Source organism: Neorhizobium sp. NCHU2750, assembly GCF_003597675.1.
In the GTDB taxonomy this organism is placed as follows: Bacteria; Pseudomonadota; Alphaproteobacteria; order Rhizobiales; family Rhizobiaceae; genus Neorhizobium.
Genome location: NZ_CP030827.1, coordinates 1,807,650 through 1,828,631, shown reverse-complemented (window position 1 = coordinate 1,828,631; position 20,982 = coordinate 1,807,650). Strand labels below are relative to the sequence as shown.

18 protein-coding genes are annotated in these 20,982 nt (G+C 61.1%); 8 read left to right on the top strand and 10 right to left on the bottom strand.

Annotation, left to right across the window (positions count from 1 at the left end):
• Positions 1-69: 69 nt before the first annotated feature.
• A complete protein-coding gene (locus tag NCHU2750_RS08950; RefSeq protein ID WP_119940117.1) occupies positions 70-1,215 on the bottom strand; it encodes an MFS transporter in 1,146 nt (381 codons plus the stop codon).
• A 204-nt stretch (positions 1,216-1,419) separates the two neighbouring features.
• On the opposite strand from NCHU2750_RS08950, the gene NCHU2750_RS08945 reads away from it, so the two are divergent.
• Positions 1,420-1,860 carry a DUF4864 domain-containing protein gene (locus tag NCHU2750_RS08945; RefSeq protein WP_119940116.1) on the top strand — a complete coding sequence of 147 codons (441 nt, stop codon included), beginning with the start codon at positions 1,420-1,422 and terminating at the stop codon, positions 1,858-1,860.
• 15 nt (positions 1,861-1,875) lie between these two features.
• Here NCHU2750_RS08945 and NCHU2750_RS08940 read toward each other — a convergent pair whose 3' ends face one another.
• The 6 genes from NCHU2750_RS08940 to coaD form a co-directional block, all read right to left on the bottom strand.
• On the bottom strand, positions 1,876-2,403 hold the full coding sequence (locus NCHU2750_RS08940) for a regulatory protein RecX (protein WP_119940115.1): 528 nt from the start codon (positions 2,401-2,403) through the stop codon (positions 1,876-1,878).
• Positions 2,404-2,509: 106 nt separating this feature from the next.
• Positions 2,510-3,643 (bottom strand): tRNA guanosine(34) transglycosylase Tgt, encoded by a 1,134-nt coding sequence (gene tgt / locus NCHU2750_RS08935; protein WP_119940114.1) that lies wholly within the window; start codon positions 3,641-3,643, stop codon positions 2,510-2,512.
• Positions 3,644-4,726 (bottom strand): tRNA preQ1(34) S-adenosylmethionine ribosyltransferase-isomerase QueA, encoded by a 1,083-nt coding sequence (queA, locus tag NCHU2750_RS08930; protein WP_119940113.1) that lies wholly within the window; start codon positions 4,724-4,726, stop codon positions 3,644-3,646.
• 82 nt (positions 4,727-4,808) lie between these two features.
• A complete protein-coding gene (locus NCHU2750_RS08925) occupies positions 4,809-5,318 on the bottom strand; it encodes a peptidylprolyl isomerase (protein WP_119940112.1) in 510 nt (169 codons plus the stop codon).
• Positions 5,319-5,409: 91 nt separating this feature from the next.
• On the bottom strand, positions 5,410-5,976 hold the full coding sequence (locus NCHU2750_RS08920; protein WP_119940111.1) for a peptidylprolyl isomerase: 567 nt from the start codon (positions 5,974-5,976) through the stop codon (positions 5,410-5,412).
• A gap of 27 nt (positions 5,977-6,003) precedes the next feature.
• Positions 6,004-6,498, bottom strand: a complete 495-nt coding sequence (gene coaD, locus NCHU2750_RS08915) for a pantetheine-phosphate adenylyltransferase (protein ID WP_119940110.1) — start codon at positions 6,496-6,498, stop codon at positions 6,004-6,006.
• A gap of 404 nt (positions 6,499-6,902) precedes the next feature.
• On the opposite strand from coaD, the gene NCHU2750_RS08910 reads away from it, so the two are divergent.
• Positions 6,903-7,088 carry a hypothetical protein gene (locus NCHU2750_RS08910; protein ID WP_119940109.1) on the top strand — a complete coding sequence of 62 codons (186 nt, stop codon included), beginning with the start codon at positions 6,903-6,905 and terminating at the stop codon, positions 7,086-7,088.
• Between the two features lie 356 nt (positions 7,089-7,444).
• Here the strand turns inward: NCHU2750_RS08910 and gyrA are convergent, their stop codons facing one another.
• Positions 7,445-10,294 carry a DNA gyrase subunit A gene (gyrA, locus tag NCHU2750_RS08905; RefSeq protein WP_119940108.1) on the bottom strand — a complete coding sequence of 950 codons (2,850 nt, stop codon included), beginning with the start codon at positions 10,292-10,294 and terminating at the stop codon, positions 7,445-7,447.
• Between the two features lie 323 nt (positions 10,295-10,617).
• Between gyrA and NCHU2750_RS08900 the strand changes: the two genes are divergently transcribed.
• Both NCHU2750_RS08900 and NCHU2750_RS08895 read left to right on the top strand, forming a co-directional pair.
• On the top strand, positions 10,618-11,247 hold the full coding sequence (locus NCHU2750_RS08900; RefSeq protein ID WP_119940107.1) for a MarC family protein: 630 nt from the start codon (positions 10,618-10,620) through the stop codon (positions 11,245-11,247).
• A gap of 104 nt (positions 11,248-11,351) precedes the next feature.
• Complete coding sequence (locus tag NCHU2750_RS08895) at positions 11,352-12,494, top strand: HPP family protein (RefSeq protein ID WP_119940106.1); 1,143 nt, start codon at positions 11,352-11,354, stop codon at positions 12,492-12,494.
• Between the two features lie 106 nt (positions 12,495-12,600).
• Here the strand turns inward: NCHU2750_RS08895 and NCHU2750_RS08890 are convergent, their stop codons facing one another.
• The gene (locus tag NCHU2750_RS08890) at positions 12,601-13,188 is read right to left on the bottom strand and encodes a single-stranded DNA-binding protein (protein WP_119940105.1); all 588 of its coding nucleotides are present in this window, start codon (positions 13,186-13,188) and stop codon (positions 12,601-12,603) included.
• 300 nt (positions 13,189-13,488) lie between these two features.
• On the opposite strand from NCHU2750_RS08890, the gene uvrA reads away from it, so the two are divergent.
• Together uvrA and NCHU2750_RS08880 are read left to right on the top strand one after the other, a co-directional pair.
• Positions 13,489-16,410, top strand: a complete 2,922-nt coding sequence (gene uvrA / locus NCHU2750_RS08885; RefSeq protein WP_119943140.1) for an excinuclease ABC subunit UvrA — start codon at positions 13,489-13,491, stop codon at positions 16,408-16,410.
• Between the two features lie 37 nt (positions 16,411-16,447).
• Positions 16,448-17,257, top strand: coding sequence for a DUF72 domain-containing protein (locus tag NCHU2750_RS08880; RefSeq protein ID WP_119940104.1), 810 nt, complete (start codon positions 16,448-16,450; stop codon positions 17,255-17,257).
• Here NCHU2750_RS08880 and NCHU2750_RS08875 read toward each other — a convergent pair.
• A complete protein-coding gene (locus tag NCHU2750_RS08875; protein WP_119943138.1) occupies positions 17,254-18,750 on the bottom strand; it encodes an NAD(P)H-hydrate dehydratase in 1,497 nt (498 codons plus the stop codon). The genes NCHU2750_RS08880 and NCHU2750_RS08875 overlap by 4 nt on opposite strands.
• 347 nt (positions 18,751-19,097) lie before the next feature.
• On the opposite strand from NCHU2750_RS08875, the gene NCHU2750_RS08870 reads away from it, so the two are divergent.
• Both NCHU2750_RS08870 and glnA read left to right on the top strand, forming a co-directional pair.
• On the top strand, positions 19,098-19,436 hold the full coding sequence (locus NCHU2750_RS08870; RefSeq protein WP_003515720.1) for a P-II family nitrogen regulator: 339 nt from the start codon (positions 19,098-19,100) through the stop codon (positions 19,434-19,436).
• Positions 19,437-19,485: 49 nt separating this feature from the next.
• Positions 19,486-20,895: a type I glutamate--ammonia ligase gene (gene glnA / locus NCHU2750_RS08865; RefSeq protein ID WP_119940103.1), complete on the top strand. Its 1,410-nt coding sequence runs from the start codon at positions 19,486-19,488 to the stop codon at positions 20,893-20,895.
• The last annotated feature ends 87 nt before the right edge of the window (positions 20,896-20,982 follow it).

The following is a 20,982-nucleotide window of genomic DNA, read 5'->3' as shown; positions in this document are numbered from 1 at the left end:
GACGCATTCTTATGGCCAATTGGGGGCAGGCGGCGATGCCTTCCCTGCCCTTCGCCCTGTTTCCCACAATTATCGTCCCGACAGCCGGAATGGCCGCCTGCCCTCTGCCACCGGCGCCATCAGGAAACTTATGAAAACGCAGGGCAGAAGAACCAGGAAGGTGGCGGCAAGGCTGACATGTTCGGCGATGAAGCCGAGAAGCGGCGGAACGCCTATGGTCGCGAGCATCAAGGTCAGCGCCAGGGCGGCGAGGTTTTCGGATGGCTGGCCCTTGCCGAGCGCAATCGTGGTGGCGACCGCCAGAGGAAAGGCCAGCGCGATGCCGCAGCCGATGAGGAAAAGCGCTGCGCCCGCCAGCATATAGGATGGTGTGGTGATCAGCAGGATGATCGACGCCGTGACGACGATCGCCGACATGCGGATCAGCGCCACCGGGCCGAAACGCTCGCGCAATGTATCGCCGGCCATGCGGGTGGCGCCCATGCCGATGGTGAAAGCGGCATAGAGCATGCCGGCCAAGGCCGGATCGGCGCCCAGTTCCTCGCGCAGGAAGAATATGCCCCAGTCATAGACCGCACCCTCGACGATGCAGAGGCCGAGAACCATGATGCAGATGAGGATGATCGTCCTGTCCGGCATCACATAGGCGGAACGCTTTCTCGATGCCGGCACCGGTGGCGGATCGGGCGGCGTGAGAAGGAAGACCGTGAGGCAGGCAAGGATGGCAAGTGCTGCCGCCATCATCTGCTGGACGAGTGGCGCCATCCCCTCCTCCGCCAGAAAACCCGAAACCAGCGAGCCGGCCAGCAGGCCGACGGACCAGAAGCCATGACTGCGTGAAAGAACCTTTGCGCCGGTGCGGTTTTCGATGCCGGCTGAGATCATGTTGGCGGAGACGTCGAAAATGGTGCGGAAGAAGCCGAAGAGAAAGAAGCACAGGACGAAACCCGGCAGAGGCAGGATCGTCAGCAGCGGAGTGAGCAGCGCGCAGACGGGCAGCATGATGACGGCGGTCAGGCGCGGCGTCAGCCGGTCGGTGATGCGTCCGGCAAGCGGAAGTGCCAGGAAGGTGCCGACAGGCGCGCTCAGCAATGCGAGGCCGAGGACGGCCTTGTCGATCTCCATCGCCTCCTGGATCGACGGCAGGCGGGTGAACAGGGAGATGAACAGGATGGCATTGCTGAAATAGAGCAAGGCCGGGGGCAGAAGGGTCATTGCGGGTATCCGGGCGAATCAGGTCCCCCATTGGTGACAGCGCAGCCCGCCTGCCACAAGTTGCAATGGCGGGACCCTGCCCTGCATGTCCAAGACTGCAGTCGTCCGGAAGTTACCGAATTCTTCCGGGCAGCTCTTCCCGGCGGCGTGAAACGCGCTACCATCCGACAAGTCTTCGCCGATAATCGCGCTGGAGGATTTTCGATGGTTGCTCGCCTGGCATTTCTGCTCGTGTCGCTTTTGGTCGCCTGCCCGGCCTTGCTCCACGCAGAAGATCCGGTTGCCGAAAGCCCTGAAGCCGAAGCGCAGGCGGTCATCGCCGGCCAGATCAAGGCGCTGATGGCCGATGATGCCGACAAGGCCTATTCCTATGCCTCACCGGACATCCGCAGCCTCTATCCCGACAAGCAGGCCTTCCTTGCCATGGTGCAGCGGAGCTACCGGCCGGTCTATCGTGCCGGGGCTTACGCCTTCGGGCGATCCAAGCTGATCGGCGGCGGCGAAATGGTGTTTCAGGAAGTGATGATCAGCGGTCGCGGCGGCAAGGACTGGACCGCCATCTACGAGATGCGGCTGATGGATGACGGATCCTACAAGATCAATGGCGTCCGCATGATGCCGAACACGACGAGCGTCGGTCTCTGAAAACCCGTGACCGTGTCAGAGCGCACCGGAGGCCGAGATCATCTCATCCGCCTCTTCCCGGGTCAGGCGAACGATCCGGCGGCAGACATCCTGACTGAACCCATTGCGCGCCAGCGAGGACATTTCCTTCATAAGTCTCTTGTCGTCGAGGCCCTGATCATCGGCGTCGGAGCGGCGATAGGGGCCGAAGCCACGCCGTCTGGCATAGGCGAGCGCGGCCTGAAGATCATCGATGTCTTCCAGCGCCGCAGTGGCCGTCTGCGCATCGATGCCCTTTTCCTGCAGTTTTCTCTGCAGCATGCGTCGCGAGCGGCCGGTCCTCACACCGGAGCGGACCTTGATCTCGGCGTAATTCTGGTCGTCCAGGCAACCGAGCGTGCGGCCGCAGTCTATGGCGGCAGTCACGAGGACCTGCAGGTCTTCGGCGGAAATATCCTCGAATTTCTGCTTCGCCTTGCGCCTGATGGCATCGGCCAATTCCCGCTCCGACATCATACGGCGCGACAGCCGGTAGATGGTGGAGTTGCGCGCCCAATTCAGCATGCGAGCGGTGACGCCCGTTGCCGGATCGGTTGGCTCTTCCGGTGCCGCTACCCCTGCCCCTAGCCCTGCCTGTTGGCCGCCCTCGCCCGTCACGCCGCAAAGCTCCTCAAAGCTTGTCGATATCGCCCCTGGCCCAGGCTTCCTGTGTCTCGGCATAGAAGTCGGCGAAGCGGCCTTCCTCGATCGACTTGCGGATTCCCTTCATCAGGTCCTGGTAGTAATGCAGGTTGTTCCAGGAGAGCAGCATGCCGCCAAGCGCCTCGTCGGAGCGGCAGAGGTGATGCAGGTAGGCGCGTGAGTAATCGCGGGCGGCCGGGCAATCGCTCTCCTCGTCCAGCGGGCGCATGTCCTCGGCGTGGCGGGCATTGCGGATATTGACCTTGCCGCGGCGGGTGAAGGCCAGACCGTGGCGGCCCGAGCGGGTCGGCATGACGCAGTCGAACATGTCGATGCCGCGGGCAACCGATTTCAGGATGTCGTCCGGCGTGCCGACGCCCATCAGGTAGCGCGGTTTCTCGGTGGGCAGAACCGGCAGCGTCGTCTCCAGCATCGAGAGCATGACGTCCTGTGGCTCGCCGACAGCGAGGCCGCCGACCGCATAACCCTTGAGGTCGAGCTGCTTCAGGCCTTCCGCCGAGCGGATACGCAGCGCCGGCTGGTCGCCGCCCTGGACGATGCCGAACATCGCCTTGCCGGGCTGGTCGCCGAAGGCGACGCGGCAGCGCTCGGCCCAGCGCAGCGACAGTTCCATCGCCCGCTCGATTTCCTTCGGCTCTGCCGGCAGCGCGACGCATTCGTCGAGCTGCATCTGGATATCCGAACCGAGCAGGCCCTGGATCTCGATCGAGCGCTCCGGCGACATGTGGTGCAGCGAGCCGTCGACATGGCTCTTGAAGGTCACGCCCTTTTCGTCGAGCTTGCGCAGGCCAGACAGTGACATGACCTGAAAACCGCCCGAATCCGTCAGGATCGGATGCTTCCAGCGGATCAGCTCATGCAGGCCACCCAGGCGAGCAACGCGCTCGGCGCCGGGACGCAGCATCAGGTGATAGGTATTGCCGAGAATGATATCGGCGCCGGTGTCGCGCACCTGATCGAGATACATGGCCTTGACCGTGCCGACGGTGCCGACCGGCATGAAGGCAGGCGTGCGGATCGTGCCGCGCGGCATGGAGACTTCGCCAAGGCGTGCGCCGCCATCGGTCTTCTTCAGGGTGAACTGGAAGTTCTCGGTGGTCATCTAGTCTTTCCGGAAAAGCAGGCTGGAATCGCCGTAGGAATAAAAGCGATAGCCCGTCCTGATGGCGTGGGAATAGGCGTCCTGCATCACCTCTAGGCCGCAGAAGGCCGAGACGAGCATGAACAGGGTGGATTTCGGCAGATGGAAATTGGTCATCAGCATGTCCACCGCCTTGAAGCGATAGCCGGGCGTGATGAAGATGCCGGTGGCGCCGCTCCAGGGCTGGATCTGCCCGTCATCGGAGGCAGCACTCTCGATCAGCCTGAGCGAGGTCGTGCCGACGCAGACGATGCGCCCGCCGCGGGCCTTCACCGCATTGAGCTTTGCGGCCGTCTCGGCGCTGACATAGCCGATTTCCTGATGCATCTTGTGATCGACCGTGTCGTCGACCTTCATCGGCAGGAAGGTGCCGGCGCCGACATGCAGCGTGACGAAATGGCGTTCAATGCCTGCGGCATCAAGTTTGGCGAACAGGTCCGGGGTAAAATGCAGGCCGGCGGTCGGGGCTGCGACCGCGCCCTCCTCGCGCGCATAGATGGTCTGGTAGTCCTGCCGGTCTTTTTCATCCTCGGCGCGCTTGGCGGCGATGTAAGGCGGCAGCGGAATGTGGCCGACCGACATGATCGCCTCGTCAAGTGCGGGGCCGGAAAGATCGAAGCGGAGCGTGACTTCACCGCCCTCGCCTTTTTCCTCCACCGTCGCCATCACTGAACCAGTCTGACATGTCTCCGCAGAGTGACCGAACTGAATGCGATCGCCGATCTTGATGCGCTTGCCGGGCTTGGCGAAGGCCTTCCAGACGTCGGCTGCGGTGCGCATATGCAGCGTTGCCGAAACCTGCTGGCCGCCAGCGCCGTCTCGATGCCTGATACCTTCGAGCTGAGCGGGAATTACCTTGGTGTCGTTGAATACCAGTGCATCGCCGGGTTTCAGGAAATCCGCCAGTTCCGAAACGCGATGATCGGCGAGAACCGGATCGGCGTCCGGGCGGACGACGAGAAACCGCGCGCTGTCCCGCGGGCTTGCGGGTCTGAGAGCGATGTTTTCTTCCGGCAGATCGAAATCGAATAGTTCGACACGCATGGCGTAGTTTTAGGCCTGTTCTTGAAATGCGGAAGCCCGCCCCGCCTTTCGAGACGGAGCGGGCCAAAGGCGTCAGCCTTGATCAGACGTCGGCTGCGACGCGGATCGAGACGATGGAATCCGGATCCTGGACCGGTTCACCCTTCTTGATCGTGTCGATGACATCCATGCCCTCGATGACCTGGCCCCAGACAGAATACTGCTTGTTCAGCCACGGAGCGTCGGTGAAGCAAATGAAGAACTGCGAGTTGGCCGAGTTCGGGTTCTGCGAACGGGCCATGGAGCAGGTGCCGCGGACGTGCGGGACGGCCGAGAATTCAGCCTTCAGGTCCGGCTTGTCGGAACCACCCATGCCGGCGCGCGACGGGGCAAAGCTTTCGCCGCCCTTCTTGCCGAACTTGACGTCGCCGGTCTGCGCCATGAAATCGGGGATGACGCGATGAAAGACAACGCCGTCATAGGCTTCTTCGCGTGCCAGTTCCTTGATGCGGGCGACGTGGCCCGGAGCGAGGTCCGGCAGAAGCGAGATCACGACCTTGCCCTTGGTGGTTTCCATGATGAGGGTGTTTTCGGGATCCTTGATCTCCGCCATGTGCGTCTCTCCTTGTTGGTCGCCTTTGAAAAGGCTCTTCTATGATTGGGGAAACGGCGCTTGCGCGCCTTTGTTCACGTCTCGGCCGTCGTTACTTCTTGGTAACGGTGACCTTGATCATCTTGTCGGGATTGCTGACTTCGCCATTCGATCCCTCGCCGCGCTTGATCTTGTCGACCAGATCCATGCCGGAGACGACCTGACCCACGACCGTATACTGGCCGTTGAGGAACGGGCCGTCGGCGAACATGATGAAGAACTGCGAGTTGGCCGAGTTCGGGTCCTGGGCGCGGGCCATGCCGACCGTGCCGCGCTTGAACGGCAGCTTCGAGAATTCAGCCGGGATGTCCGGCATTTCGGAGCCACCCATGCCGGCTTGCTGCGGATTGTATTTCGGACCGCCGACCTTGCCGAATTCGACGTCGCCAGTCTGGGCCATGAAGCCGTCGATGACGCGATGGAAGACGACATTGTCATATTCGCCCTTGGTGGCGAGCGCCTCGATCTGGGCGACATGTTTCGGCGCGACTTCCGGGGCGAGCTTGATGACGACCGGGCCGTCCTTCAGCTGGATCGTCAGCAGATCATCGGCATGGGCCGCGATCGTCGTCGATGCGAAGGCGACGAGACCGGCAAAGGCAAGGTGAAGCAATTTCATGTTTGAAACTCCGTGTTTCTGACCAAATCAGCGGTCGAATCTCGTTTTCAGGGCGGCAAGCACGGGACCCGGCACAAAGGCTGCGACATCACCACCCATGGCCGCGATCTGACGGACCAATGTGGCGGTTATGGGCCGCGACGCCGTTCCCGCCGGCAGGAAGACGGTCTGCACATCCGGTGCCATCTGCCTGTTCATGCCGGCCATCTGCATTTCGTAGTCCAGATCGGTGCCGTCCCTCAGTCCGCGGATCAGAAGCCTTGCGCCATTGGCGCGAGCGGCATCGACCACCAGCCTGTCGAAGGATACGACATCGATGCGGGCCGCCTTTTCCGGCAGCACCTGCTCGAGCGATGCGCGGATCAGGTCCGCCCGCTCCTCGAAGGAGAAAAGCGGTGTCTTGCCCGGATGAACGCCGATCGCAACGATCACATGGTCGGCGACATCAAGCGCCTGAACGAGCACGTCGAGATGCCCGTTGGTCATGGGATCGAAGGAACCGGGATAAAAAGCAGTCGTCATACGGTGAGCCGGCCGGTTGAAATTCTCGCGCCTTTTGTCACGTCGGCCCCGGCTTCGCAAGGGCAGAGCGGTCTTGATGGCCGTGAATGCAATATGAACGGGGCATTCAAGGTCGTTTCAGTCGCGGTTTGTTTTACTCCAGACCATCGAAGGGCGTGGTGCCCTGACATGGAGAGACGAAATGCTGGTTCTGGTGGTCATTGCAGCCATTTTTGCATCGCTGATGCTCGAAGGCGTGCTTTCGGCACTGGGCCAGGACGACCTCTGAGACGGGAGAAACCTGAACGCCAGATGAACGAGCCCTTCAGGGACGCTTCAGAGCCGTTCAGTTAAATTTCTCTCAACATGCGGCGAGACCTGTGAGTGCCCCGGCGCAAACAGGCCAGAAAAAAGGAATTTTGGATATGTTTTCCAAGCGGAACCCGATGATGCTCGACAAGGTCACGATGATCAACCTCGTCTGGACGTCGATGATTGCAGTCATGCTGACGGCAACGGTGACCCTGTACCAGGATCGTTCCAACACCCACGAAGCCGCCAACACCTACCAGCAGGTTTCGGCCCGCTATCAGGACGTTTCCTACAACTAAGATTTTCGCGGCGGCGAACCTGACGGCATGGCGTGCTCACCTGCAAACTCCCAAGCAGCGTGATCCTTTAGTCGTCAGCGATCGAAGCTGGTTATGTTCAAGGTGGCGTGACGCATGCGCCACCTTTTTCTATGCCGCGATCATGTTCACAGCATGACCGCTCCCCTTGTGATTCAGTAATTGCGAGGGTCAAAGTCGACGACAAGAGCGGCAGGCTGACAAAACTGAAAAGCCCGGAGAACGTCACGTTCTCCGGGCTTTTTCTTGCTTGATGAATGACGGCCGGTTTGCGCCTGACCTCGCTGTTGCGTTTTGCCGGCAGCCCTGCAAGAGGCTGCCGGTCGGATGCGATGCGCTTACGCGCCGTTATCGTCGCTTTCGGGGCCGTTGTCCGCTGCATCGTCGCCGGCCGAGGCCTGGCCTGCATCACCGCCATCGATCGGCTCTTCGCCCTCGACGCCATTTTCCTCGTCGCCTTCCGGCTCGCTGATGCGCTCGACGGAAACCACTTTCTCATCCTTGGCGGTGGAGAAGATGGTGACACCCTTGGTGGCGCGGCTGGCGATGCGGATGCCGCCGATCGGCACGCGGATCAGCACGCCGCCATCGGAGACGAGCATGATCTGGTCCGCCTCGTCGACGGGGAATGCGGCGACGAGTTCGCCGATTTCCGACGTTTTCGACGTGTCGGTGGCGCGGATGCCCTTGCCGCCACGGCCAGAGGTACGGAAGTCGTAGGAGGACGAGCGCTTGCCGAAACCCTTTTCGGAGACGGTCAGGACGAACTGTTCGCGCGCCTTCAGGTCTTCGTAGCGTTCGTCGGTCAGTTGTCCCTCTTCGGTGACTTCCTCGCCGACCAGAGCGATATCCTCTTCATCGACACCAGCCGCACGCCTGTCGGCGGCGGAGCGCTTGAGGTAGGCGGCGCGTTCCCACGGCTCTGCATCGACATGGCTGACGATCGTCATCGAGATGATACGGTCGCCATCGCCGAGATTGATACCGCGGACACCGATCGAGTTGCGGCCGGCAAAGACGCGGACCTCATCGACCGGGAAGCGGATCGCCTGACCGAGCGCAGTCGTCAAAAGAACGTCGTCGCCGGGAATGCCGATATCGAGATTCGGTGCCGTGCAGGTCTCGACGGAGAGGATTTCATCGCCCTCTTCCTCAAGCTTCATGGCGATCTTGCCGTTGCGGTTGACCTGAACGAAGTCGCTGAGCTTGTTGCGGCGAACGGTGCCGCGCGTCGTTGCGAACATGACGTCGAGGTTTTCCCAGGAGTTCTCGTCCTCGGGTAGCGGCATGATGGTGGTGATGCGTTCGCCGGGTTCCAGCGGCAGCATGTTGATCAGCGCCTTGCCGCGGGACTGCGGCGTGCCGACCGGCAGGCGCCAGACCTTTTCCTTGTAGACGATGCCACGCGAGGAGAAGAACAGGACCGGCGTGTGGGTGTTGACCACGAAGAGGCGCGAGACGAAATCCTCGTCGCGCGTTGCCATGCCGGAGCGTCCCTTGCCGCCGCGGCGCTGCGCCCGGTAGGTATTGAGCGGCACGCGCTTGATGTAACCGAGATGCGAAACGGTGACGACCATTTCCTCGCGGGCGATGAGGTCTTCATCATCCATGTCGAGGCCGGCATCGAGGATCTGGGTGCGACGCGGCGTGCCGAATTCGTCGCGAACGGCGGCGAGTTCTTCCTTGACCAGCGTCTGGATGCGGATGCGCGACGACAGGATGTCGAGGTAATCCGAAATCTCGGCGCCGATCTTGTTCAACTCGTCGGCGATTTCATCGCGGCCGAGGGCGGTCAGGCGGGCCAGACGCAGTTCGAGGATCGCACGGGCCTGCTCTTCCGAGAGGTTGTAGGTGGCGTCCTCGTTGATCTTGTGGCGCGGGTCGTCGATCAGGCGGATCAGCGCCTCGACGTCATGGGCCGGCCAACGACGGGTCATCAATTGTTCGCGGGCCGTCGCCGGATCGGGCGCACGGCGGATGAGCGCGATGACTTCGTCGATATTGGCGACCGCAATTGCGAGACCAACCAAGACGTGGGCGCGTTCGCGGGCCTTTCGCAGCAGGTATTTGGTGCGGCGGCTGACGACTTCCTCGCGGAAGGAACAGAAGGCGCGCAGCATGTCGAGCAGCGTCAGCTGTTCCGGCTTGCCGCCGTTCAGCGCCACCATGTTGCAGCCGAAGGAGGTCTGCAGCGGCGTGTAGCGGTAAAGCTGGTTGAGGATGACATCGGCATTGGCATCGCGCTTCAGCTCGATGACGACGCGATAGCCCTGGCGGTCGGATTCGTCGCGCAGGTCGGAAATACCCTCGATGCGCTTTTCCTTGACCAGTTCGGCCATCTTTTCGATCATCGTCGCCTTGTTCACCTGATAGGGAACTTCGGTGATGATGATCTGTTCGCGGTCGCCACGCATCGGTTCGATCGTGGCGACGCCGCGCATCATGACGGAACCTCGGCCGGTCTCATAGGCCGAACGGATGCCGTTCTTGCCAAGGATGAGCGCGCCGGTCGGGAAGTCCGGACCGGGGATGATGTCCATCATTTCCGGCAGTTCAATCGCGGGATTGTCGATCAGGGCGATACAGCCGTTGATGACTTCCGACAGATTGTGCGGCGGAATGTTGGTCGCCATGCCGACGGCAATGCCGCCCGCGCCATTGACGAGCAGGTTCGGGAATTTCGCCGGAACGACGACGGGCTCGGACAGCGTGCCGTCATAGTTGTCGCGGAAATCGACGGTTTCCTTGTCGAGGTCGTCGAGCAGCGAGTGGGCGGCCTTCTGCAGGCGGCATTCGGTGTAGCGTTCGGCCGCCGGCGGGTCACCGTCGATCGAGCCGAAATTGCCCTGGCCGTCGATCAGCGGCAGGCGGAGCGACCAGTCCTGCGCCATGCGCGCCAGCGCGTCATAGATCGCCATGTTGCCATGCGGATGGTATTTACCCATCACGTCCCCGGTCACGCGGGCGCATTTGACGTATTTCTTGTTCCAGTCGATGCCGAGCTCGGACATGCCGTAGAGAATACGGCGATGGACAGGCTTCAGGCCGTCGCGCACGTCAGGAAGGGCGCGGCTGACGATAACGCTCATGGCGTAATCGAGGTAGGACCGCTGCATCTCCTCCATGATGGAAATGGGTTCGATGCCGGGGGGCAGCTTTCCGCCGCCGGGTGTGCTTTGCTCAGTCAAAACGGATCACGATCTCTCAACGGAATCAGTTGCATTTTTATAGCGGATAGCGGTTCCGTACGCCAATTTCCGCTTGGGTTTTGAACAGCTTTTGACGCCGTTCCCGGCAATATTTTGTCCTTCGCCACACCTTGCCGGGCGCAGCCAAAGGTTTTGCCGGATTTGCCCGTGTGTTGCCCTGAATGCCGGTCGGTTTTCAGGGCTCTTGTCCACGCGAGCCAAAGTTTTACAGCATCCGCCGTTACAGATATGGCGGATGGCGCTGCAGTGTCCTAACAATCATCGACCGCGTTCGCAAGGAACGTGGTCACCGGAGGATCCATATGGCAACTGCCGACGCTTTGATCAACGCGATGACGACGATGCTGGTGACGCTCGACCCTCCGGGACTTGCGCCGGTATTCCTCGGCCTGACCGTGGGTATGACGGGAGCGCAGCGTCGCCAGGTGGCACTGCGCGGCTCGATCATCGCCTTCGGTATCCTTGCCGTCTTCGCACTATTCGGCGCCGGGGTGCTCGGGCTTCTCGGCATATCTATGGGCGCCTTTCGGGTGGCCGGCGGCTTGCTGCTCTTCTGGATCGCCTTCGAAATGGTGTTCGAGCGCCGCCAGGAGCGCAAGGAAAAGACATCGCAGGCGGCCATCACCATCGATCACCTGCGTGACCTGGCCGTCTTCCCGCTGGCCATTCCGCTGATTGCGGGGCCCGGCGCGATCTCAGCCACCGTGCTGCTTGCTGGCAGCTACACCACCGCCTTCGACCGCGCCCTGCTGATCGGCATGATCGCGCTGATGATGGCCGTCGTCTATCTGACCTTGCTGCTTTCGGAAAAGCTCGATCGCTTCCTCGGCGTCACCGGCCGGGCGATCCTGACGCGGCTTCTCGGCGTGCTGCTTGCGGCACTCTCGGTGCAGTTCGTCGTCGACGGGGTGCGGTCCGCCTTCAACCTCTGAGAAAGCGCCCTCTGGCAAGAAGCCGAAATTTTGGCCGCGGCCATCCGGTTGCATCTGGTAGATGAAGGCGTGGCAACGCCATCTGTTGATTGAAGGAAAGTCCATTGCATCCCTTATTGTGCAGGCTGCTGCCGGACACGTCACCCGTCACCAAGAGGGAGCGGTTGCGCGCCTCTGCCGGTGCCCTTCTGGGCATATTCATCAGTGGCCTGAGCGGCGTGCTGGCGGTCGGATCATCTGTATCGCTGCCTGCCCTCATCGCACCGATGGGTGCCTCCGCGGTACTGCTCTTTGCCGTACCGGCAGGTCCACTCGCCCAGCCATGGTCAATCATTGGCGGCAATACGCTCTCTGCCATCGTCGGTGTTTCTGTTTCGATGATTGTCGGTGAACCGTTTCTCGCCGCCGCGCTCTCGATCAGCATAGCCATCGGCTTGATGATGACCTTCCGCTGCCTTCATCCGCCAGGCGGGGCGATCGCCTTGACGGCGGTCCTCGGTGGCAAGGCCATTCATGATCTTGGCTTTAATTTCGTGATCTGGCCGGTTCTGGGCAATTCCGTCGCATTGCTGGCCGTCGCATTGATATTCAACAATGTCACCGGCCGTAGGTATCCGCACAGAACGGTGCCGGCGGCGGCCGATCATGGCACCAAGGACCCGGCGCCTATCCAACGTATCGGCTTCTCGTCGCAGGATATCGATGATGTGCTTGGCGAATATGACGAGTTTATCGATATCAATCGCGATGACCTCGAAGCGATACTCAAGCGCGTGGAACTGCGGTCCTATCGACGTCGGGCCACCGATCTGGATTGCGGCCAACTGATGTCGCGCGATGTGATCACTGCATCGCCGGAAATGCCGGTTTACGAGGCACAGCAGCTCATGCGCTCGCATCACATCAAGGCTTTGCCGGTGATTGCGGACGACGCGAAAGTTGTCGGCATCGTTACACAAACGAACCTGATAGACAAACTGCGGCCAGCCGGGAGGCCGGGCAATCTGGTCGTTCGCCTATTGTCTGCCTTCTCCTCGCCGATCGGGCCAAGCACGGCTGTCGCCGACATCATGACCTCGCCGGTCAAAACCGTTCGACCGGACGCCAGTCCGGCGGAGGCGATCATTCAATTTGCCGAAAATGGCCTGCATTACCTGCCAGTGGTCGATGATGGTCAGGCACTGGTCGGAATATTGTCCCAATCCGATGTACTGGTCGCAATGCTGGCTGCCGACGAGCGGGCATGAACGAAAAACAGCCGGCCAAGCGTGAGGCCTGGCCGGCTAATGGACGAAGGACCGGATCTCGTCCTTGGTGAACTGACATGAAAAAGGCGCCCGCAGGCGCCTCCGATCAGAACGGGATGTCGTCATCCAGGTCGCGGGAGAAATTGCCTCCCGACGACTGGCCGCCGCGGCCGCCGCTTCCTTGACCGGCGCCTTGGCCACCGCCACCCTGGCCACCCGAGCGCGGGCGATCATAGTCGTTGCCGCCGCCACCGTAGCCGCCACCGAAGTCGTCACCGCCACCAAAGTCGCTCGCACCACCACGACCGCCGCCAAAGCCGCCACGGTCACCGCCGCCCTCGCCGCGACCGTCGAGCATGGTCAGCGTCGAGTTGAAGCCCTGAAGCACGATTTCCGTCGAGTAGCGATCGTTGCCGCTCTGGTCCTGCCACTTGCGGGTCTGCAGCGCGCCTTCGATATAGAGCTTGGCGCCCTTCTTCACATATTGCTCGACGACCTTGCAGAGGCCCTCGTTGAAGACGACGACGGTGTGCCATTCGGTCTTTTCGCGGCGCTCGCCGGAATTGCGGTCACGCCAGGTTTCGGACGTCGCAATGCGAAGGTTGGCGATCGGACGGCCGTCCTGGGTCCGACGGATTTCGGGGTCTGCTCCCACATTGCCGATCAGGATGACCTTGTTGACGCTACCTGCCATAATCTTCTCACCTTAGCTCGCCGCGCATTCCCGCAGCTTCAAAAACAGTGGCGCACCTTAAACCATAGGTCGGGCGCAGCGCCTGCCCTACCGCCGACAATCCACAGGCAAAATCCTAAAGGCCTGAATGATGGTCAGCTTTCGTATATTTTGTTCTTTATTTGTTCTATTTTATTCCTATAGTGCTGTCAACGGAGTCGGAACGCTTGGCAAATGCGGCAGTTTCGCCTCGACAGTCTGACATCAATGACTACATAAGGGCCTTCAATCCCGAAAGCGGGCCTCCCCAAAGGCATGATGATGAGCGAACTCAAGACCATTTCCATACGTGGTGCACGCGAGCACAATTTGAAGGGCATCGATCTCGACCTGCCCCGCAATTCGCTGATCGTGATGACCGGCTTGTCGGGGTCCGGCAAATCCTCGCTTGCCTTCGACACGATCTATGCGGAAGGCCAGCGGCGTTATGTGGAAAGCCTGTCGGCCTATGCGCGACAGTTCCTGGAAATGATGCAGAAGCCAGATGTCGACCAGATCGAGGGCCTGTCGCCGGCGATCTCGATCGAGCAGAAGACGACCTCGCGCAATCCGCGCTCGACGGTCGGCACGGTTACCGAGATCTACGACTATATGCGTCTGCTCTTCGCCCGCGTCGGCGTGCCCTATTCTCCGGCGACGGGGCTTCCGATCGAAAGCCAGACGGTCAGCCAGATGGTCGACCGGGTGCTGGCCTTCGAGGAAGGAACGCGCCTCTACATCCTTGCGCCGATGATCCGCGGCCGCAAGGGCGAGTACAAGAAGGAACTCGCCGACCTGATGAAGAAGGGCTTTCAGCGCGTCAAGGTGGATGGCCAGTTCTACGAGATTGCCGATGTTCCGGCACTCGACAAGAAATACAAGCACGACATCGACGTCGTCGTCGACCGCCTCGTGGTGCGGGCGGATATCGGTGCGCGCCTGGCGGACAGCCTTGAAACTTCGCTGAAGCTTGCCGATGGCCTGGCCGTGGCGGAATTCGCCGACAAGCCCCTGCCCGCCAATGAAACTGCAGCCGGTGGCTCCGCCAACAAGTCGCTCAACGAGACCCATGAACGGGTTCTATTCTCGGAAAAATTCGCCTGCCCGGTTTCCGGCTTCACCATTCCGGAGATCGAGCCGCGGCTGTTTTCGTTCAACAATCCGTTCGGCGCCTGCCCGACCTGCGACGGCCTCGGTTCGCAGCAGAAGGTGGACGAGAACCTGATCGTGCCGGAACCGGGGCGCACGCTGAAGGACGGTGCCATCGCGCCCTGGGCCAAGTCGTCGTCGCCCTATTACAACCAGACGCTCGAAGGTCTCGGCAAGGTGTTCGGCTTCAAGCTGTCGGACCGCTGGGACAAGCTCTCCAAGGCGGCACAGGACGCGATCCTCAAGGGTACCGAGGAAAAGATCGAGTTCAACTATGCCGATGGCGCACGCTCCTACAAGACGGTGAAGACCTTCGAGGGTATCGTTCCCAATCTTGAGCGCCGCTGGAAGGAGACCGACAGCGCCTGGGCGCGCGAAGAAATCGAGCGCTACATGTCGGCAGCCCCCTGCCCGGCCTGCGCCGGCTATCGCCTTAAGCCCGAAGCGCTGGCGGTGAAGATCAACAAACTGCATATCGGCGAAGCCACCGAAATGTCGATCAAGGTGGCGCGCGACTGGTTTTCCGGCCTGCCGGAACATCTGAATGCCAAGCAGAACGAGATCGCGGTGCGTATCCTCAAGGAGATCCGCGAGCGGCTGCAGTTCCTCAACGATGTCGGCCTCGACTATCTGAGCCTGTCGCGCAACTCCGGCACGCTGTCGGGCGGCGAAAGCCAGCGCATCCGGCTTGCCTCGCAGATCGGCTCGGGCCTCACGGGCGTTCTTTACGTGCTCGACGAGCCGTCGATCGGCCTGCACCAGCGCGACAATGCCCGCCTCCTCGACACGCTGAAGCATCTGCGCGACATCGGCAATACCGTGATCGTCGTCGAGCATGACGAGGATGCGATCCTGACGGCCGATTATGTCGTCGATATCGGACCGGCGGCCGGCATTCATGGCGGCACGGTGGTGGCCGAGGGCACGCCGAGCCAGGTGATGGCCAATCCGAAGTCATTGACCGGTAAATACCTGTCGGGCGAGCTCGGCGTTGCGGTTCCGGCCGAGCGGCGCAAGCCCAAGAAGGGCAAGGAACTCAAGGTTTTCGGCGCGCGCGGCAACAATCTGAAGAATGTCACCGCAGCGGTTCCGCTTGGCGTGTTCACGGCAGTCACCGGCGTATCGGGCGGCGGCAAGTCCACGTTCCTGATCGAGACGCTCTATAAGTCGGCCGCACGCCGCGTCATGGGGGCGCGCGAAATTCCGGCCGAGCATGACCGGATCGACGGGTTCGAGCATATCGACAAGGTGATCGATATCGACCAGTCGCCGATCGGCCGTACGCCGCGCTCCAACCCGGCCACCTATACCGGCGCCTTCACGCCGATCCGTGACTGGTTTGCCGGCCTGCCAGAGGCCAAGGCACGCGGCTATGCGCCCGGCCGCTTCTCCTTCAACGTCAAGGGCGGCCGTTGCGAGGCCTGCCAGGGCGACGGGGTGATCAAGATCGAGATGCATTTCCTGCCGGATGTCTACGTCACCTGCGACGTCTGCCACGGCAAGCGTTACAATCGCGAGACGCTGGACGTGCATTTCAAGGGAAAGTCGATTGCCGACGTGCTCGACATGACGGTCGAGGAAGGCGTCGAGTTCTTCTCGGCGGTGCCGGCGGTGCGCGACAAGCTGCAGTCGCTGTTCGATGTCGGTCTCGGCTATATCAAGGTCGGCCAGCAGGCCAATACGCTGTCCGGCGGCGAGGCGCAGCGCGTCAAGCTCGCCAAGGAATTGTCGAAGCGCTCGACGGGACGCACGCTCTACATTCTCGACGAGCCGACCACCGGCCTGCATTTCCATGACGTGGCGAAACTTCTAGAAATGCTGCACGAGTTGGTCAACCAAGGCAATTCCGTTATCGTCATCGAACACAATCTGGAGGTCATCAAGACGGCCGACTGGATCATCGATATCGGTCCCGAAGGCGGAACCGGCGGCGGCGAAGTGGTCGCCACCGGCACGCCCGAACAGATCGTCAAGGAGGAGCGCTCCTATACCGGGCACTTCCTCAAGGAGTTGCTGGAACGCCGGCCGGTGAAAAAGGTGCAGGCGGCGGAATAGGCCACCGCTTGCGAGACGGCAGATCAGGGAGGGGTAGATGAGCAAGAGCGGCAAGATCCGCACCGGCATCGGCGGCTGGACCTTCGATCCGTGGGAAGGCACGTTTTATCCGGAGAAGCTTCCGAAAAAGCGGCAGCTCGAATATGCGTCGGGCAAGCTTTCGGTCATCGAGGTCAACGGCACCTATTACGGTTCGCAGAAGCCGGAGACATTCGCCAAATGGGCCTCGGAAGTGCCGGACGGTTTCATCTTCTCACTGAAGGCCAGCCGCTTCACAACCAACCGAAAGGTTCTGGCCGAGGCCGAAGAGTCGATCGGGAAATTTCTCAACCAGGGCCTTGTCGAACTCGGCGACCATCTCGGCCCGCTTCTGTGGCAGTTTGCGCCGACCAAGAAATTCGAGCCTGACGATTTCGAGGCGTTCCTGAAGCTTCTGCCTGAGGCGCTTGAGGGCCTGCCGCTGCGCCACGTCGTCGAAGTGCGGCACGACTCCTTCAAGGTGCCAGAATTCGTGGCGCTCATCGAAAAATACAATGTCGCGCCGGTCTGTGCGGAGCATTTCGACTATCCGATGATTGCCGACGTGACTGCCGATTTCGTCTATGCCCGGCTGCAGAAGGGATCGGACGACATTGCGACCTGTTATGCCGATACCGACATGAATGCCTGGGCCGCGCGGCTCAAGACATGGGCGGAAGGCAGAGTGCCGGGGGACCTGCCGCTGGTCGATGATGCCCGTAACGTCAGCCGGACGCCGCGCGACGTGTTTGCCTTCTTCATCCATGAGGGCAAGGTCAATGCGCCTCAGGGAGCGATGGCGATGCAGGATCTTGTGAACAAAGGCTAGTGGCCGGTCACCGTCGCGGCCATGGCCTTGCCGACATGGTCTGCAAGATCTTCCGCCGTCATTCCGGGGCCGGCCATATTGGCGGCTTCGGCGTGGATATAGACGCCGGCTGCGGCGGCTTCGAAGGCCGGCATGCCCTGCGCCGACAATGCGCCGACAATGCCGGCCAGCACATCTCCTGATCCGGCGGTGGCGAGCCATGGCGGGCCGTTGGTATTGATTGCGGCGCGACCATCGGGTGCTGCGATGACCGTATCCGCTCCCTTGTAAACGACGGCGGCATTGGCCCGCCTTGCTGCCTCCAGCGCCTTTTCGACCTTGCCGAGGCTGTCATCGGCGGCGAGGTCGGGAAACAGCCTAGAGAATTCGCCTTCGTGGGGCGTCAGCACGAGATGCGGCTCGCCGCCGGCAAAGGCTGCAAACAGCGCATCGCGGTCGTCCTTGAACGAGGTTATGCCGTCGGCATCGAGCACGAGCGTCTTGCCGGAAAGGGCCAGGGCAAACCCCCTCGCCTTTCCGCCAATGCCGAAACCCGGGCCGAGGACGAAGGTCGACAGCCTGCCATCGGCGAGCCATTCGTCGAGATCGGCCTTGCTGTCGATTTCCCGGAGCATTACCGCCGTTAGATGCGCCGCGTTGATTTCCAGCGCGTCGGCGGGAGATGCGAGCGTCACGAGCCCGGCCCCGCATTTGAGGGCCGCCTGCGCCGAAAGCCGGGCGGCGCCGGTTTTTGACGCTTCACCGGAAAAGCAGACGAGATGGCCGCGCCGGTATTTATGCGTATCGGGGCCTGCCACCGGCAGCTCATTACGCCAAAGGTCGGGTCGGTTCTCCGAAACTCTGCCGGCTGCAGCCTGCATGAGCCGCCGCGGGATGCCGATATCGACAACCTCCATGTCACCGCAGAGGGACCGGCCGGGGAGAAGCAGATGGCCGGGCTTTCGTGCCATGAAAGTAATGGTGCGCCTTGCGTTGAAGGCTGCGCCAAGCGGGCGGCCGCTCAGGCCGCAGAGGCCCGATGGCAGGTCTACCGCCAGCACAGGCAGGCCGGCGCCCGTGACATCGGCGATAAGCCGCCTGACCGGATCGGATACCGGTCGGGACAGGCCGGCGCCAAACAGGGCGTCGATGACGACGTCTCCCGGTCTAGGATCATAGGCATCGAGCGGTGTCGCACCCCTTCCCCACATGTCGAAGGCGGATTTAGCATCGCCTTTCAATGCGGCGGTTTCGCCGAGAGCGAAAACATCGAGCGTGGCGCCCGACTCTGCCAGCGCCTTTGCCGCAACATAGCCATCACCGCCATTGTTGCCCGGCCCGCACAATACGGCGAAGCGCAAGGCCCCAGGGAAATGCGCGAGTGCTGCGGCTGCGACGGCATGGCCGGCACGAAGCATCAGCTCGAAGGAGGGAATTCCGGATTGAGCAGCCAATCGATCGGCTTCGGCCATTTCCAAAGGAGTGAGCAGTGTGGGTGACGAGGTCATGAGCATGGCGCATGTTGAGCCCAGCATCGATCGAAACGCAAGTCGTCAGATTTCACAGTTACTGATTATATTATATGCAAATGCATATTTTGTACTCCCTCTCATGACCTTTCGAAGGGTGGACAATTTTTCGCAGTTTTGTCACAAAACTGGGCAGTGCGGCGTCATTTCGCATGGAATTCCTCATTGGTGCCCCCGTATTCGTGCCATGCGGCATGGAAACGCGGAGGAAACCGTGCAAAATGAGGATATCCTTTTGGAGGGTGGATATTAGTTTGGCACGATATCTGCATTGGCATGGGCGAGCGGGCCTTGGGGTCTGCGCATGGGGAGAAGCGGAGAGATAGTTTCTCATGAAGAAGATCGAAGCGATCATTAAACCCTTCAAGCTCGACGAAGTGAAGGAAGCCCTTCAGGAAGTCGGCCTGCAGGGCATTACGGTAACCGAAGCCAAGGGTTTCGGCCGCCAGAAGGGCCATACCGAACTTTACCGCGGCGCAGAATATGTCGTGGACTTCCTGCCCAAGGTGAAGGTCGAGGTTGTACTTGCAGACGAGAATGCGGAAGCCGTAATCGAAGCCATTCGAAATGCGGCACAGACTGGACGGATCGGCGACGGCAAGATATTCGTGTCGAACGTCGAGGAGGTCATCCGTATCCGCACAGGCGAAACGGGTGTAGACGCGATCTAAGCTGGCTCGGCGTGACTGTTATATCGTCACTCAAATCGAGGAACTTGTTATGACGAGCGCAAGCGAAATCATGAAACAAATCAAGGAAAACGACGTCAAGTTCGTTGACCTTCGCTTTACCGACCCACGCGGCAAGCTGCAGCACGTGACGATGGATATTTCCGCCGTCGATGAGGACATGTTTGCAGACGGCGTGATGTTCGACGGTTCCTCGATTGCCGGCTGGAAGGCGATCAACGAGTCCGACATGGTTCTCATGCCGGACCCCGTCACTGTTCACATGGATCCTTTTTTCGCCCAGTCGACGATGGTCGTATTCTGCGACATCCTCGATCCGATCTCGGGCGAAGCCTATAACCGCGATCCGCGCGGCACGGCCAAGAAGGCGGAAGCCTATCTGAAAGCATCCGGTATCGGCGACACGGTATTCGTCGGCCCGGAGCCGGAATTCTTCGTGTTCGACGACGTGAAGTACAAGGCCGACCCCTACAATACCGGGTTCAAGCTCGATTCGTCCGAACTGCCGTCCAATGACGACACGGATTACGAAACCGGCAACCTCGGCCATCGTCCGCGCGTCAAGGGCGGCTATTTCCCGGTACCGCCGGTCGACAGCCTGCAGGACATGCGCTCGGAAATGCTGACCGTGCTCACCGAAATGGGGGTCGTGGTCGAGAAGCATCACCATGAAGTGGCTTCGGCCCAGCACGAACTCGGCGTCAAGTTCGATACGCTGGTGCGCAATGCCGACAAGATGCAGATCTACAAATATGTCGTGCATCAGGTCGCCAATGCCTATGGCAAGACCGCAACCTTCATGCCGAAGCCGGTTTTCGGCGATAACGGTTCGGGCATGCACGTGCATCAGTCGATCTGGAAGGACGGTAAACCGACATTCGCCGGCGACGAATATGCCGGCCTGTCGGAAAGCTGCCTCTATTATATCGGCGGCATCATCAAGCATGCCAAGGCGATCAACGCCTTCACCAACCCGACGACCAATTCCTACAAGCGCCTCGTACCCGGCTATGAAGCCCCGGTTCTGCTTGCCTATTCAGCACGCAACCGCTCGGCCTCCTGCCGCATTCCGTTCGGTTCCGGCCCGAAGGCGAAGCGCGTCGAAGTGCGGTTCCCTGATCCGGCGCAGAACCCCTATCTCGGTTTTGCCGCCATGCTGATGGCCGGCCTCGACGGGATCAAAAACAAGATCCATCCCGGCAAGGCGATGGACAAGGATCTTTACGACCTGCCGCCGAAGGAATTGAAGAAGATCCCGACCGTCTGCGGATCGCTTCGCGAAGCGCTGGAAAGCCTCGACAAGGACCGCAAGTTCCTGACCGCCGGCGGCGTGTTCGACGACGACCAGATCGATGCCTATATCGAACTGAAGATGACCGAAGTGATGCGCTTCGAAATGACGCCTCACCCGGTCGAGTTCGACATGTATTATTCGGCCTGACCGGCCGCATTCTATCACAGCCATGCGGTCTTTCCGCATCTGGAAACGGCGGGGCACCCCGCCGTTTTTTCTTTTGGAGACGTCAAG